This is a genomic window from Paraburkholderia caffeinilytica (assembly GCF_046030355.1).
Taxonomy (GTDB): Bacteria; Pseudomonadota; Gammaproteobacteria; order Burkholderiales; family Burkholderiaceae; genus Paraburkholderia; species Paraburkholderia caffeinilytica_B.
In genome coordinates this window covers 1-13,775 of the sequence record NZ_JAQQCQ010000046.1, presented here as the reverse complement: position 1 = coordinate 13,775, position 13,775 = coordinate 1, and the positions used below count along the sequence as shown (strand labels likewise).

Below are 13,775 nucleotides of genomic sequence, written 5' to 3'. Positions count from 1 at the left end.
AATTTTAAAATCACACCGGCGCGCCCAGGTCATCGACCTGGGCGCCGCGTTGTCGTTTCAGCTTAAGGATTATCGCGATCGCCGGAAACCGGCGACGCCGGCAAGCCTTCAGGACGCCAGATCCGGCGGCAGCTTCCCGCCGTTTGCCGCCAGCGCTTGCATCACCTGTTTGTGCAGCCAGATGTTCATGCTTGCCGAATCGTTCGTGTCGCCGCTGTACTTCAGTTCCTGTGCGAGTTGCTTGCGATGCTCGAGGCTGCTGTCGACACCGAGCGCTTTCAGTGTGTCGACGATCGACGTGCGCCAGTTCAACGTTTGCCCGCTTTCGCTCACGAACTGGTCCATGACGGCCGCGACGTCGACGTCGGCCAGCGGCGCGGGCGCCGGTGCAGCGTCCGGTGCGGCAGCTTGCGCCGCCGTCGGATCCGGTGTCGGCTCGACCGCAGGTGCAGGCTGGTCGGGCTTCGCTTTGCCGAAGAGCTTGTTTACGATGTCACCAAAGATGCTCATTCTGAATCCTTTGCAGATGGGTTACCGGCGCAAGCACATTCCGCTCACGGGTTGAACTCTGGTTGCGGACCGTGTGAATCGGGCGAATCAAACAGCGCACGTGTGCCGCGATGATCGGCAAGCTACACGTGAACGCTGATACGCGAGCAACCAGACTCAACGAGTGTAGGAGAAAAGCGGGGAGGGATGTGTCAAAAAAGGTCGTGCGGCGGGCGCGGAGTTGCAAGCAAATGCAAGCGGACTTGCGAGCACCCGTGCGAGGAGATCTGCAAGGAGAGATGCAGGCAGGCGGCATGCATGATGCAGCCGCTGCGAGAGATTGGCGGAAAACGCATAAATTTGAAATCCGACAGCCGGACACCCGACGACGACGTCTGACCGACCAAGGCTTCCCCGGCGCCGCCGGGTGCCGCTGCGGACCCCACTTGCCGCTCTCAGCCCAGAGCGGCACGATTTGCCCGTTCCGCCGCCGATACCGCACGACGAACCGGGCGCCCCACCTGCGATTGCCGTGACGATCGCGTTGAAATCGCAACCGTCGCGGCAATCTTGTTGTTGCTTAAGCGGCCTTGGCTTCGCTACCCGGCGCCTGTGCGATCTCGTAGTTCGCCATGATTTCCAGCGCGCGCACCATGGCCGAGTGGTCCCATGCCTTGCCACCGTTGGCCGCGCACACGCTGAACAGTTGCTGCGCGCTCGCCGTATGCGGCAGGGCGATGCCGAGCTTGCGCGCGCCGTCCAGCGCGAGGTTCAGATCCTTCTGGTGCAGTTCGATGCGGAAGCCCGGATCGAACGTACGCTTGGTCATGCGCTCGCCGTGCACTTCGAGAATGCGCGACGAAGCGAAACCGCCCATCAATGCCTTGCGCACACGTTCCGGATCGGCGCCCGAGCGCGATGCGAACAACAGGGCTTCAGCCACCGCTTCGATGTTCAGCGCGACGATGATCTGGTTCGCGACCTTGCAGGTTTGACCCGCGCCGTTGTCGCCGATCAGCGAGATGTTCTTGCCCATCAGTTCGAACAGCGGCTTGGCGAGCGCGAACGCTTTTTCCGGGCCGCCCACCATGATCGTCAGCGTCGCTTCACGCGCGCCGACTTCACCGCCGGACACCGGTGCGTCGAGGTAGTCGACGCCAAGCGCGTTGATCTTCTTCGCGAACGCTTGCGTGTCGAGCGGCGAGATCGAGCTCATGTCGATCACCAGCTTGCCCTGCGTGAGGCCGGCGGCGACGCCGTCGTCGGCGAACAGCACGTTGGCGACGTCAGGCGTGTCCGGCACCATGATGATGACGATGTCGGCGGCTTGTGCGACAGCGGTCGAATTGGCGACCACGGTGGTCGTCTTGCTCAGATCTTCCGGCACCGGATAAGCGCCATTCACGAACAGCGAATGACCGCCCTTGATGAGGTTGCGCGCCATGTGCGCGCCCATGATGCCGAGGCCGATGAAACCGATCTTTGCCATGTGTCTAAATCTCCAGTGTTGTTTGGGGTGATGTGCCTAAATCGATCAATGAGCCGATCAATAAGCCGCTCAATGAGCCGCTCAATGAGCCGATCGACGAATCGATCAGGCAGCGGCGTGGGCTGCGCCGCGGCTTTGCCCGGCCACGCTCTGCACCCAGCCGAGGCCGGCGGCGGTGGTCGTGCGCGGCTTGTATTCGCAACCGACGTAGCCTTCGTAGCCGAGCGAATCGAGCAGGTCGAACAGGAACGGGTAATTGATTTCGCCGGTGCCCGGTTCGTTGCGGCCCGGGTTGTCGGCGAGCTGGATGTGCGCGATCTGCGGCAGGTTCTTCTTGATCGTTGCCGCGAGTTCGCCTTCCATCCGTTGCATGTGATAGATGTCGTATTGCAGGAACAGATTGTCCGAACCCACGGCGCGAATCACGTCGAGGCCTTCGCCCGAACGGTTCAGCGCGAAGCCGGGGATGTCGTACGAATTGCACGGCTCGACCAGCAGCTTGATGCCGGCTTTCTTCAATTCACCCGCGGCGAAGCGCAGGTTGTCGACGATCGTCGAGCGCGCCTTGTCCGCATCGACGCCGGCAGTGGGAATGCCGACGAGGCAGTTCAGTTGCGGCACCTTCAGCGCCGTCGCATATTCGATCGCGCGTCCGACGCCTTCCTGAAACTCGCCCACCCGATCCGGCAGGCACGCGATGCCGCGTTCACCCGCTTCCCAGTTGCCCGCGGGCAGGTTGTGCAACACGAGTTTCAAACGGTTCTGCTGCAGACGCTCGCTCAGTTCAGCGATCTGATACGGATACGGAAACAGGAATTCGACGGCGTTGAAGCCCGCGTCCGCTGCTGCCGCAAAGCGGTCGAGGAACGGGACTTCGTTGAACAGCATGGTGAGATTCGCTGCAAATTTCGGCATGGTGCTGGTGTCTCGCTGGTCGGTCAGTGAAATAACTTCGTGAGGCGATTCAGTTGCGTTGAATGGCTACGCCTACGCCGCTGAATCGCGCTCATTGACTGCAAAGTCGGAAAGCTCAGTCGAGCATGCTGATTGCCGTCGGCGCGTCTTCGCGCTTCTCGGCCAGTTCTTCGAACTCGTTGATCGCGTCGATTTCGGTGCCCATCGAAATGTTGGTCACGCGTTCGAGGATCACTTCGACGATCACCGGCACGTTGAACTCGGAGAGCATCGATTGCGCTTTCAACAGCGCCGGCTTCAGTTCTTCCGGCTTGAACACGCGGATCGCCTTGCAACCCAGGCCTTCGGCGACCGCGACGTGGTCCACGCCGTAGCCGTTCGTTTCCGGCGAGTTGATGTTCTCGAAGCCGAGCTGCACGCAGAAGTCCATATCGAACGCGCGCTGTGCCTGGCGGATCAGGCCGAGGTACGAGTTGTTCACCACCACGTGCACATACGGCAGCTTGAATTGCGCGCCGGCTGCCAGCTCTTCGATCATGAACTGGAAGTCGTAGTCGCCCGAGAGTGCGACGATCGGACGTTGCGGATCAGCCGCACGCACGCCGAGCGCTGCCGGAATCGTCCAGCCGAGCGGGCCTGCCTGACCGCAGTTGATCCAGTTGCGCGCCTTGTAGACGTGCAGGAATTGCGCGCCGGCGATCTGCGACAAACCGATCGTGCTCACGTAGCAGGTATCGCGGCCGAACACCTGGTTCATTTCTTCGTACACGCGCTGCGGCTTCATCGGCACGTTGTCGAAGTGGGTCTTGCGGTGCATCGTCTGCTTGCGTTGCTGGCAATCGGCGACCCATGCGCTGCGGTCCTTCAGCTTGCCGGCGGCCTTCCATTCCTTCGCCACTTCAACGAACAGTTCGAGCGCGGCTTTCGCGTCCGACACGATGCCGAGATCCGGGCCGAACACGCGGCCGATCTGCGTCGGCTCGATGTCGACGTGCACGAACTTACGGCCCTTGGTGTAGACCTCGACGCTGCCCGTGTGACGGTTCGCCCAGCGGTTGCCGATGCCGAGCACGAAGTCGGAGGCGAGCATCGTCGCGTTGCCGTAGCGGTGCGAGGTTTGCAAGCCGACCATGCCGGCCATCAGCGGATGGTCGTCGGGGATAGCGCCCCACGACATCAGCGTCGGGATCACCGGCACGCCGACGGTTTCGGCAAATTCGACCAGCAGGTCTTCAGCGGCTGCGTTCAGCACGCCGCCACCCGAGACGATCAACGGCTTGTCAGCGTCATTCAAAAACGTCAACGCGGCTTCGATCTGTTTCTTCGTCGCTTTCGGCTTGTAGACCGGCAGCGGTTCGTACGTGTCGATGTCGAATTCGATTTCGGCGAGCTGCACGTCGATCGGCAGGTCGACCAGCACCGGACCCGGACGGCCCGAGCGCATCAGGTGGAAGGCCTGCTGGAACACGCGCGGCACCAGTGCCGGCTCGCGCACGGTGACGGCCCACTTGGTGACGGGCTTGGCGATCGATTCGATATCGACGGCCTGGAAGTCTTCCTTGTACAGACGCGCACGCGGCGCCTGGCCCGTGATAGCCAGAATAGGAATCGAGTCGGCCTGAGCGGAGTACAAACCGGTGATCATGTCGGTGCCGGCGGGGCCCGACGTGCCGATACACACGCCGATGTTGCCCGGTTGAGCGCGCGTATAGCCTTCGGCCATGTGCGACGCGCCTTCGACGTGACGCGCCAGTACGTGGCTGATGCTGCCTGCCTTGCGCATGGCCGAGTAGAACGGGTTGATTGCTGCGCCCGGAACGCCGAATGCGGTGTTGATGCCTTCTTTTTCGAGCACCAGCACGGCTGCGTCGACGGCTCTCATCTTGGCCATGAATGTCTCCTGAATGTCTGAGGTGGGCGAATGGGTTGGCTAACGAATTCGCTGACGGATATGCAAACCAAAGGTGTTGATCGAACTGTAGGCTTCACCTAAAGGTTTGATAAGATCAGTCCGGGTCGCTTATTTCGAAACAAAAAGTATGGAATGGCCTTGGTGGTAGGGGACGGGAGAGACAAAAAATGGACCGCTTCAAACAAATCGAAACTTTCGTGCGCGTCGCCGATGCGGGCAGCCTCGCAGCCGCAGCGCTGGAGGAGGGGGTCTCGCCGGTGATTCTCGGGCGCCGCATCGACGCGCTCGAAAAGCGCCTCGGCGTGAAGCTGATGTACCGCTCGACACGGCGTCTCGTGGTCAGCGAGGAAGGGGCGGCGTTTCTCGAGCGCTGCCGCGGTCTGCTCACCGAATGGGACCAGGCGGAAAACGAGCTGAGCGCCGGGCGGCGCGCAGTCAACGGCCATCTGATCGTGTCGGCGCCGGCCGCGTTCGGGCGCAAGCACGTCGCACCGCTTGCGCCGACTTTTCTCGCGGACAAGCCGGAATTGCAGGTGTCGTTCAACCTGACCGACCGGGTCGTGGATCTGGTGCGCGAGGGGTATGACCTGTCGATCCGGATCGGCGGCGCGGTCGATCCGAATTTCGTCGCCGTGAAGCTGGCGTCGAACCGGCGCGTGGTGTGCGGCACGCCGGCGTATTTCCGTAAATATGGCAAGCCGAAAACGCTCGAAGATCTGCCGCAGCACAACTGTCTGGCGTTCAACCTGCAAGGCGGACAGAACCGCGGCTGGTACTTCCGCCGCAACGGCAAACTGGCGACGGTGCGGGTAGGCGGCACGCTGGATTGCAACGACGGCGAGCTGCTGCATCGTTGGGTGTCTGAAGGGCTCGGGCTCGGCTGGCGCTCCACGTGGGAAATCCAGCAGCAACTGGCGCGCGGCGAGCTGGAAACCGTGCTGGACGAATTCGCGCTGCCGGACTACGACATTCTGGCGGTCTATCCGCAGCAGCGTTACGTGCCGGCCAAGGTGCGCTACTTCATCGACTATCTGAAAGAGGTGTATGCCAGCGAGGATTACTGGAATCGCCCGACTTACTAGCATTGGCGGCGGATTCGGCGGCAGTCGTGCGCGCGTGTGAAAACCCCGGCGGCCGGCGAATGGCAACGGTCATTGCTCGCTTTTTTCCGGATTCGAACCTGGCGCGGGAATAAACTCGGCATGTGGCCGGTCATGAGGTGATGAGAGCGTGATCACGCGTCACACCGCTTAGCCGCAATGCCCCGGAGGGCCGAGGTGGGTCAACCCGATTCAAATGCCGCTCGCGCGCACGACGCAGCCGATGCCGCGAGGAGCCGCCGTTTTCAGCAACTGGCGCTCCCGCACCTCGACGCCGCGTACAACCTTGCGCGCTGGCTGTGCGGCAACCCAAACGATGCCGACGACGTCGTGCAGGAAGCATTCATGCGCGCGTTCCGTTTCTTCGATACGTTCCGGGGCGACTCCGCGCGGCCGTGGCTGCTGGCGATCGTGCGCCGCACCTGGTACACGGAATGGCGGCGGCGCGCGTCGTCGCACGAGGTGGTCGAGTTCGACGACACCATGGACGATGCGACCTTCGAGGGCTGGAGCGCGGGCGGCGCCGATCCGCAGACGCTCCTGATCCGCGATGAAGACACGAAGCAGGTGCACGAGGCGCTGGCGCAGTTGCCGGTCGAGTATCGCGAGGTGCTGATCCTGCGGGAGCTCGAGGAAATGGGTTACCGCGAGATCGCGATGGTGGCCGACGTGCCGATCGGCACCGTGATGTCGCGGCTCGCACGGGGCAGACGCAAGCTGGCCGCGCTACTGATAGCGAAGCAGGGTGAGGGCGGTTCGCTGCGCGCCACAATGCCGGGCGCGTGCACGACACCCACTGCTTCCGTCACGCCACTCCGGGCGGCCTCCAATGGCCGTCCGTCCAACAACCCCGGCGCCAGCGCCGCCGGCTTAGCTCAGGAGACGCCAGATGGACTGCAATGAAGCGCGGCCGCTCCTCGATGCGAACGCCGACCACGAATTGACCGCGCCGGATGCCCAGCGCGTCCAGCAGCACATAGAGAGCTGCGACGCTTGCCGGCGCGAAAGCGAAAATCTGCATGCGCTGAGCGCTTCGCTGCGCGCACAGCCTTATTACCGGGCACCGGACGCCCTGCGAGCGCGGATTCTCGCTGCTCTCCCGGAGGGTGACACCGCTGCCCACGAGGCCATCGAAGCCCCACGGGCGACCGCGCAGCCGAGGCCGAAGCGGAGTTGGCTGGGTAACTGGCTGAATGGCTGGTGGCGTCCGCAAGGCGGGACGGGGCGGCCCGGGGGCGTAGGCTCAGGCTCGGGCTCAGGTGCAACGATCGGGCAGGGCTGGCTCGTCGCACTCGTGGTCGCGCTCGGTGCGGTGACGATAGGCGTGACAATGAACCTGCATCGTCCGGCACAAGGCGGCGCGTTCTCCGATGAACTGGTCGAAAGCCATGTGCGGGCGCAAATGTCCGGTCACGACATCGACGTCATTTCGACCGACCGGCACACGGTTAAGCCCTGGTTCAACGGCCGGATCGACTATTCGCCACCGGTCGAGGATCTCGCGGCGAACGGTTTTCCGCTTGAAGGTGGCCGCCTGGATTACATCGCGCATCAGCGGGTGGCGGTGCTGGTATACCGTTATCAGAAGCATGTCATCGACGTCTATGTGTTACCGGAAGCGCGCGCCGCCGATGCTGGACGAGACGCGGCCGCTGGGCCTTTGACGGCGCAGACCCGCGAGGGCTACTCGCTGGCGCACTGGAACGCGCAGGGAATGACCTGGTGGGCCGTCACCGACGCGGCGCCGGACGCGCTCAGCGGTCTTGAAAAGGCGCTGAAGGCCCGTCTGGCGGGCGGCAGCGAGCAGACCGAGGGCGGCTGAGCGGGTCTCGCGTGCGCGATCCGGCGGTGATGTCGCCGGACGCGTATGCAGGGCGGCTGTTCGTCCACTTCGCCCGGTTGGTCCTAAACCCTTGAAAACACACCCGATTCGCGTGCCGGATTAACGGGATATCTTGCAACCCGGCCCTAATCGGGTTACACTCTTTGGCTTCTCACTTGCCACACCGGTTCCGACGCCCGGGTGGCTTTTATCCATAAGTCAGCACAAGGAGTGAATATGCGTCATTACGAAATCGTATTTATCGTGCATCCGGATCAAAGCGAGCAAGTGCCCGCAATGATCGAGCGTTACAAGAGCACGATCACCTCGCACGGTGGCCAGATCCACCGTATCGAAGACTGGGGCCGTCGCCAACTGGCCTACATGATCGAGAAACTCGCCAAGGCTCACTACGTCTGCATGAACATCGAATGCGACCAAACCACGCTCGACGAGCTGGAACACGCATTCAAGTTCAACGACGCTGTTCTGCGTCACCTGATCGTCAAGATGAAGAAGGCTGAAACCGCCCCGTCGCCGATGATGAAGGAAGTGCAGCGCGAAGAAGCCAAGAAGTCGGCTGCTACGCAACCGTCCGAAGCGCAGGCTTAAGACACATTATTTAAGCTACCAGATAAAAGCGTCGTTCTTGCCAAAGGCTACATGAATCGGCTGCAACTTACGGCCAGCGTCGTTGAACGCGAACCGGTGCGGTACACCCCCGCCGGCGTTCCGATTGCAGGCTGCACGTTGCACCACCGCACGGAAGTCGTCGAAGCCGGTATTGCCCGGCAAGTCGAACTGACCATGCAGGCGGTAGCCGCAGGCGAGGTGAGCGGTAAGCTGGAAGGTCGTCAGATGGGCGTGGAAACGCTCTTCACAGGCTTTCTGGCAAAAAAGCACCGCAACGCAAGAACTCTGGTATTTCACATCACAGAATTGCAGGACATTGGAAAGGACTGAACATGCCCCGCCCGACTGGTAAGAAATTCGACAAGCGTCGTCAGCAACAAAATCCGCTCTTCAAGCGCAAGAAGTTCTGCCGTTTCACGGCCGCTAACGTCGATCACATCGACTACAAGGACCTCGAAACGCTGAAGGACTTCATCGGCGAAAACGGCAAGATCACGCCGGCGCGTCTCACGGGTACGAAGTCGCACTATCAACGCCAGCTGGATACGGCAATCAAGCGCGCACGTTTCCTCGCGCTGGTGCCGTACACCGACCAGCACAAGGCCTAACCCGACGACGCGATAAGGAGTATCCGAATGCAAATTATTCTTCTGGAAAAAGTCGTCAATCTGGGTAACCTGGGCGACATCGTGAAGGTTAAGGACGGTTACGCACGTAACTTCCTGATCCCGAACAAGCAAGCTCGTCGCGCAACGAAGGAAGCCCTGGCTGAATTCGAAGTTCGCCGCGCTGAACTCGAAAAGATCGCCGCTGAAAAGCTGGCTGCCGCTCAAGCTCAAGGCGAAAAGCTGGCAGGCTCGACGGTTCAGATCAATCAGAAGGCTGGCGTCGACGGCCGTCTGTTCGGTTCGGTGACGAACGCGGACATCGCTGACGCGCTGGTCAAGCTTGGCTTCGCAGTGGAAAAGGCGCAAGTGCGCCTGCCGGAAGGCCCGCTGAAGCTGGTTGGCGAACACGCTGTTCAGATCTCGCTGCACACCGACGTTCTCGTCGATGTCAACGTGGCTGTGATCGGCGAACACGTCTAAGCACCAGTTAGCATCTGCCAGGTTGTTGCTGGCGAAAGGCAGGGGCCGGGTGACCGGCCCCTGCCTTTTTTATTGTCCGTTTTCGATGCATCGAAGTACTGGTTTTTGATTTCCCTCCGCGCGCATTTACCCGATAATTCCTCTCCATGAACGCACCGTCCAAAGATCCCCAAATCGAGTCGCTGAAAGTCCCGCCGCATTCGATCGAAGCCGAGCAGTCGGTGCTGGGCGGCCTGCTGCTCGACAACGCGGCTTGGGACCGCATCGCCGACTTCCTGTCGCAGAGTGATTTTTACCGATACGACCACCGCATCATTTTTGAGCACATCGGCAAGCTGATCGCGGCGACGCGTCCGGCCGACGTGATTACCGTGTACGAGGCGCTCGGCACCTCGGGCAAGGCGGAGGAGGTCGGTGGTCTGGCGTACCTGAACGCGCTGGCGCAGAACACGCCGAGCGCGGCCAATATCCGCCGCTACGCGGAAATCGTGCGCGATCGCGCGGTGCTGCGCCGCCTCGTCTCCGTGGCCGACGAAATTTCCGCCGACGCTTTTAACCCGCAGGGCAAGGAAGTTCGCCAATTGCTGGACGAGGCCGAATCGAAGGTATTTTCGATCGCTGAAGACGGTGCTCGGGGTACGCAGGGCTTCCTGGAAATCGGGCCGCTCCTGACCGAGGTGGTCGAGCGGATCGACACGCTGTATCACACCGCGAATCCGAGCGATGTGACGGGCACGCCCACGGGTTTCGTCGACCTGGATCGCATGACGTCGGGCATGCACGGCGGCGAGTTGATCATTGTCGCAGGGCGCCCTTCAATGGGTAAGACGGCGTTTTCGATGAACGTGGGCGAATATGTCGCGGTCGAGTATGGTTTGCCGGTCGCGGTGTTCTCCATGGAAATGCCGGGCTCGCAGCTCACCATGCGTATGCTCGGCTCGGTCGGCCGGCTCGACCAGCACCGCATGCGGACGGGGCGTCTGACTGATGAGGATTGGCCGAAGCTCACGCACGCGGTGCAGAAAATGAGCGAGGCGCAGATTTTCATCGACGAAACCGGCGGCCTGAACCCGATGGAATTGCGCTCACGCGCGCGTCGGCTGTCGCGCCAGTGCGGCAAGCTCGGCCTGATCATCATCGATTATTTGCAGCTGATGAGCGGTTCGTCGTCGGGTGAAAACCGTGCGACCGAAATCTCGGAAATCTCGCGTTCGCTGAAGAGTCTCGCCAAAGAGCTCGACGTACCTGTGATTGCCTTGTCCCAGCTCAACCGGGGTCTCGAGCAGCGTCCGAACAAGCGGCCGATCATGTCCGATTTGCGTGAATCCGGCGCTATCGAACAGGATGCCGACGTCATTCTGTTCATTTACCGCGATGAGGTGTACAACCCGGACAGCCCGGACAAAGGCACGGCGGAGATCATCATCGGTAAACAGCGGAATGGTCCGATCGGTCCTGTTCGGCTGACGTTCCATGGTCAATTCACGAAGTTCGATAATTTTGCCGGCGCTCAGAATTTCTACAGCGAGTAAAGGGATAACTGACGCGCCTGTTGTAACGATGCTTTCAAAAGTGCGGTATGGGTCTCGCAACGGTACAATGTGGCGGTTTTATGTCAGCCATAATGTGACCAATTTTCGGGATCCCAATGTTCGGTCGTTTCATGCCCACCGAGGGCAAGTTCTTTGAAATTTTCAATGCGCACGCAACGTGCATCGTCTCGGCCAGCCACGAACTCGAGCTGCTGATCGACAATCTGCAGGACGCCGAGACCCACAAGCAAAACGTGCAGAAGGCCGAAAAGGCCGCTGACAAGCTCACGCACGAAGCCATCGACCTGCTGCACAAGACCTTCATCACGCCGCTCGACCGCGACGAGATCCACAAGCTGATCACCACGATGGATGACATCCTCGATCTGATGGAGGACGTCGCCACCGCTATCTCGCTGTACGACGTGCAGGCGGTGACCTCCGAAGCGAGCCAGTTGGCGCACATCTGCACGGCCACCTCCGAACGCGTGCAGTTCGCCGTCAGCCTGCTGTCGGACATGAAGCAGGCGAGCCAGATCCTGAAGGCGTGCGAGGACATCGACCGTCTGGAATCGGAAGCCGACCGTGTTCTGCGCTCGGCCATGTCGAAACTTTTCCGCGAAGAAGACAACGTCAAGACGCTGATCAAGCTGAAGGCGATTTACGAATTGCTCGAAACCATCACCGACAAGTGTGAGGACGTGGCGAACATCATCGAAGGCATCGTGCTGGAAAACGCATAATGCAATCGATACAACTCGCTATCTGGGTCGTTACCGGCCTGGTCGCCGTCGCCCTGATTTTCGACTTCATGAACGGCTTTCACGACGCGGCGAATTCGATCGCCACGGTCGTGTCGACCGGCGTGCTGAAGCCGCAGCAGGCTGTGGCTTTCGCGGCGGCATTCAACGTTATCGCGTATTTCGTGTTCCACCTGAAGGTGGCGCAGACAGTCGGCAAGGGCACGATCGACCCGAATATCGTCGACCATTACGTCATTTTCGGTGCGCTGGTCGGGGCGATCGGCTGGAACATCATCACGTGGCACTACGGTATTCCGTCCAGTTCGTCGCATGCGCTGATCGGTGGCCTGGTGGGCGCGGCGCTGGCCAAGTCGGGCTGGGGTTCGCTCAATATCGACGGCTTGATGAAGACGGTTGCCTTCATTTTCATCTCGCCGCTGCTCGGTTTCGTGCTCGGTTCGTTCTTCATGCTGGCGGTATCGTGGATCTATTTCCGCACGCCGCCAAGCAAGGTCGACCGGCGGTTCCGGCGTCTGCAACTGGTCTCCGCAGGCTTGTATAGCCTCGGTCACGGCGGTAACGACGCGCAGAAGACCATCGGCATCATCTGGATGCTGCTGATCGCGACCGGTTACGCTTCGTCGATCGCAGATGCACCGCCACTGTGGGTGATCGGCGGCTGTTATCTGTCGATGGGGATTGGCACGTTGTTCGGCGGCTGGCGGATTGTCCGCACAATGGGCCAGAAAATCACCAAACTGAAGCCGGTTGGCGGTTTTTGCGCCGAGACGGGCGGGGCGATCACGCTGTTCACCGCGTCGTGGCTCGGCATTCCGGTGTCCACCACGCATACGATTACCGGCGCGATCGTCGGTGTCGGCGCGACGCAAAAGCTGAGCGCGGTGCGTTGGGGGGTTGCCGGTAACATCGTTTGGGCGTGGATTCTGACGATTCCAGCCTCCGCGGCGCTCGCCGCGGCGGGTTGGTGGCTCGGGCACCGCTTCCTGTAAATGCAGCGCGTCGCTCAGATCAGCGGCGCGCTGCCTCCATCCATCGGGACGATTGCGCCCGTCACATAGCTCGCGCGGCGGCTCGCCAGAAATAGCGCGACGTCCGCGATTTCCTCCGGTTTTGCATAGCGTCCGAGCGGCACCTTGGCCTGCCCGCGTGCCAGCGCCTCCGCACTTTCGATGCCTTGCTGCGACGCTTCCAGCTTGACCGCTTCCTCGACACGCTCGGTCAGCGTCGCCCCCGGATTGATCGCGTTGATGCGGATGCCGTAGCGCGCGTAGTAATGGGCGAGGCCGACGGTAGCTAGCATCAGCGCGGCATTGGCGGCACCCCCGGCGATATGGATATCGCTAGCGATTTTGCCGCCCATGCCAATGATGTTGACGATCGTGCCGGGGGCAGCGCCGTCGCCGGCTTTGACGCGCTCAGCCATACGCCGCAGCACTTCCTGCTGCGGGTAGATGTAGGGGAAATACTTGGCTTCCATGGTCGCGCGGAACGCGTCGGCGTCCAGCGTTTCCGGGTCATAGCGGCGGGCTGCGCCGGCGCTGTTGATCAACACGTCGATTGGGCCGACCGCGGTGCTGACTTCCTCGACGATGTCCGCTGCGCTATGCGGTTCGTGCAGGTCGGCGCGGGTCCGATGCACATGCAGACCCTCCTGCTTCAACTGCTCGTAAGCACGCGCGAGATTGGCAGGGTCGCGCGAAACGATCGCGACCTTCGCACCCTCGAGCGCGAACGCCCGGGCGCAGGCGAACCCGATCCCTTTGCTGCCGCCCGTGATCAATACCACCTTGTCATTCAGCCCGAGATCCATCGTCACCACCTGCTATCGGAAGAATATCGATGACGATAGCAGATCGGCGCCGCCGCGGGGATGGACTGGTTCGAGGTGCTGAGTGAGCGGGGGCGGCGCTGGGCGATCAGGCTTGGCGGGCATGATGGCCATGGGGTACCCTCTGCCGGCTACGGCTACGGCTACGGCTACGGCTACGGCTACGGCTACGGCTACGGCTACGGCTACGGCTACGGCTACGG

15 protein-coding genes are annotated in these 13,775 nt (G+C 61.6%); 10 read left to right on the top strand and 5 right to left on the bottom strand.

The window, feature by feature from the left end; genetic code table 11:
• Positions 1 to 108: 108 nt before the first annotated feature.
• The 4 genes from PQQ95_RS36195 to gcl form a co-directional block, all read right to left on the bottom strand.
• Complete coding sequence (locus tag PQQ95_RS36195) at positions 109 to 510, bottom strand: DUF3597 domain-containing protein (protein WP_408447107.1); 402 nt, start codon at positions 508 to 510, stop codon at positions 109 to 111.
• Positions 511 to 1,069: 559 nt separating this feature from the next.
• Complete coding sequence (locus tag PQQ95_RS36190; protein WP_408447104.1) at positions 1,070 to 1,978, bottom strand: 2-hydroxy-3-oxopropionate reductase; 909 nt, start codon at positions 1,976 to 1,978, stop codon at positions 1,070 to 1,072.
• A gap of 105 nt (positions 1,979 to 2,083) precedes the next feature.
• Positions 2,084 to 2,893, bottom strand: a complete 810-nt coding sequence (hyi, locus tag PQQ95_RS36185; RefSeq protein ID WP_408292384.1) for a hydroxypyruvate isomerase — start codon at positions 2,891 to 2,893, stop codon at positions 2,084 to 2,086.
• A 115-nt stretch (positions 2,894 to 3,008) separates the two neighbouring features.
• Positions 3,009 to 4,784: a glyoxylate carboligase gene (gcl, locus tag PQQ95_RS36180; RefSeq protein ID WP_408447100.1), complete on the bottom strand. Its 1,776-nt coding sequence runs from the start codon at positions 4,782 to 4,784 to the stop codon at positions 3,009 to 3,011.
• 188 nt (positions 4,785 to 4,972) lie between these two features.
• Between gcl and PQQ95_RS36175 the strand changes: the two genes are divergently transcribed.
• From PQQ95_RS36175 to PQQ95_RS36130, 10 genes are all read left to right on the top strand, one after another.
• A complete protein-coding gene (locus PQQ95_RS36175) occupies positions 4,973 to 5,887 on the top strand; it encodes a LysR family transcriptional regulator (protein ID WP_408447097.1) in 915 nt (304 codons plus the stop codon).
• Between the two features lie 195 nt (positions 5,888 to 6,082).
• A complete protein-coding gene (locus PQQ95_RS36170) occupies positions 6,083 to 6,808 on the top strand; it encodes an RNA polymerase sigma factor (RefSeq protein WP_408447094.1) in 726 nt (241 codons plus the stop codon).
• Complete coding sequence (locus PQQ95_RS36165; protein ID WP_408447091.1) at positions 6,795 to 7,727, top strand: anti-sigma factor family protein; 933 nt, start codon at positions 6,795 to 6,797, stop codon at positions 7,725 to 7,727. Before PQQ95_RS36170 ends, PQQ95_RS36165 begins: the two co-directional genes overlap by 14 nt.
• A 237-nt stretch (positions 7,728 to 7,964) precedes the next feature.
• Positions 7,965 to 8,339: a 30S ribosomal protein S6 gene (rpsF, locus tag PQQ95_RS36160; protein WP_064269883.1), complete on the top strand. Its 375-nt coding sequence runs from the start codon at positions 7,965 to 7,967 to the stop codon at positions 8,337 to 8,339.
• 51 nt (positions 8,340 to 8,390) lie between these two features.
• Positions 8,391 to 8,690, top strand: a complete 300-nt coding sequence (gene priB / locus PQQ95_RS36155) for a primosomal replication protein N (protein ID WP_097392319.1) — start codon at positions 8,391 to 8,393, stop codon at positions 8,688 to 8,690.
• A 2-nt stretch (positions 8,691 to 8,692) separates the two neighbouring features.
• Positions 8,693 to 8,968, top strand: coding sequence for a 30S ribosomal protein S18 (rpsR, locus tag PQQ95_RS36150; RefSeq protein ID WP_012432802.1), 276 nt, complete (start codon positions 8,693 to 8,695; stop codon positions 8,966 to 8,968).
• Positions 8,969 to 8,995: 27 nt separating this feature from the next.
• A complete protein-coding gene (gene rplI / locus PQQ95_RS36145) occupies positions 8,996 to 9,448 on the top strand; it encodes a 50S ribosomal protein L9 (protein WP_408447088.1) in 453 nt (150 codons plus the stop codon).
• 146 nt (positions 9,449 to 9,594) lie between these two features.
• A complete protein-coding gene (locus PQQ95_RS36140) occupies positions 9,595 to 10,980 on the top strand; it encodes a replicative DNA helicase (RefSeq protein WP_063495982.1) in 1,386 nt (461 codons plus the stop codon).
• 116 nt (positions 10,981 to 11,096) lie between these two features.
• Complete coding sequence (locus tag PQQ95_RS36135) at positions 11,097 to 11,723, top strand: DUF47 domain-containing protein (protein WP_408447086.1); 627 nt, start codon at positions 11,097 to 11,099, stop codon at positions 11,721 to 11,723.
• Entirely contained in the window at positions 11,723 to 12,733 is a 1,011-nt protein-coding gene (locus PQQ95_RS36130) for an inorganic phosphate transporter (protein WP_408447084.1), read from the top strand. Before PQQ95_RS36135 ends, PQQ95_RS36130 begins: the two co-directional genes overlap by 1 nt.
• A 14-nt stretch (positions 12,734 to 12,747) precedes the next feature.
• On the opposite strand, the gene PQQ95_RS36125 is transcribed toward PQQ95_RS36130, so the two are convergent.
• On the bottom strand, positions 12,748 to 13,554 hold the full coding sequence (locus PQQ95_RS36125; protein ID WP_408447081.1) for an SDR family oxidoreductase: 807 nt from the start codon (positions 13,552 to 13,554) through the stop codon (positions 12,748 to 12,750).
• Between the last annotated feature and the right edge of the window lie 221 nt (positions 13,555 to 13,775).

What these genes read in the sequence shown, in the direction of transcription:
- PQQ95_RS36165 (WP_408447091.1), top strand. Translation starts at nt 6,795, where the DNA reads ATGGACTGCAATGAAGCGCGGCCGCTCCTCGATGCGAACGCCGACCAC.
- hyi (WP_408292384.1), bottom strand. Translation starts at nt 2,893, where the DNA reads ATGCCGAAATTTGCAGCGAATCTCACCATGCTGTTCAACGAAGTCCCG.
- PQQ95_RS36130 (WP_408447084.1), top strand. Translation starts at nt 11,723, where the DNA reads ATGCAATCGATACAACTCGCTATCTGGGTCGTTACCGGCCTGGTCGCC.
- PQQ95_RS36195 (WP_408447107.1), bottom strand. Translation starts at nt 510, where the DNA reads ATGAGCATCTTTGGTGACATCGTAAACAAGCTCTTCGGCAAAGCGAAG.
- PQQ95_RS36140 (WP_063495982.1), top strand. Translation starts at nt 9,595, where the DNA reads ATGAACGCACCGTCCAAAGATCCCCAAATCGAGTCGCTGAAAGTCCCG.
- priB (WP_097392319.1), top strand. Translation starts at nt 8,391, where the DNA reads ATGAATCGGCTGCAACTTACGGCCAGCGTCGTTGAACGCGAACCGGTG.
- PQQ95_RS36135 (WP_408447086.1), top strand. Translation starts at nt 11,097, where the DNA reads ATGTTCGGTCGTTTCATGCCCACCGAGGGCAAGTTCTTTGAAATTTTC.
- PQQ95_RS36190 (WP_408447104.1), bottom strand. Translation starts at nt 1,978, where the DNA reads ATGGCAAAGATCGGTTTCATCGGCCTCGGCATCATGGGCGCGCACATG.
- rpsF (WP_064269883.1), top strand. Translation starts at nt 7,965, where the DNA reads ATGCGTCATTACGAAATCGTATTTATCGTGCATCCGGATCAAAGCGAG.
- PQQ95_RS36125 (WP_408447081.1), bottom strand. Translation starts at nt 13,554, where the DNA reads ATGGATCTCGGGCTGAATGACAAGGTGGTATTGATCACGGGCGGCAGC.
- PQQ95_RS36175 (WP_408447097.1), top strand. Translation starts at nt 4,973, where the DNA reads ATGGACCGCTTCAAACAAATCGAAACTTTCGTGCGCGTCGCCGATGCG.
- rpsR (WP_012432802.1), top strand. Translation starts at nt 8,693, where the DNA reads ATGCCCCGCCCGACTGGTAAGAAATTCGACAAGCGTCGTCAGCAACAA.
- gcl (WP_408447100.1), bottom strand. Translation starts at nt 4,784, where the DNA reads ATGGCCAAGATGAGAGCCGTCGACGCAGCCGTGCTGGTGCTCGAAAAA.
- rplI (WP_408447088.1), top strand. Translation starts at nt 8,996, where the DNA reads ATGCAAATTATTCTTCTGGAAAAAGTCGTCAATCTGGGTAACCTGGGC.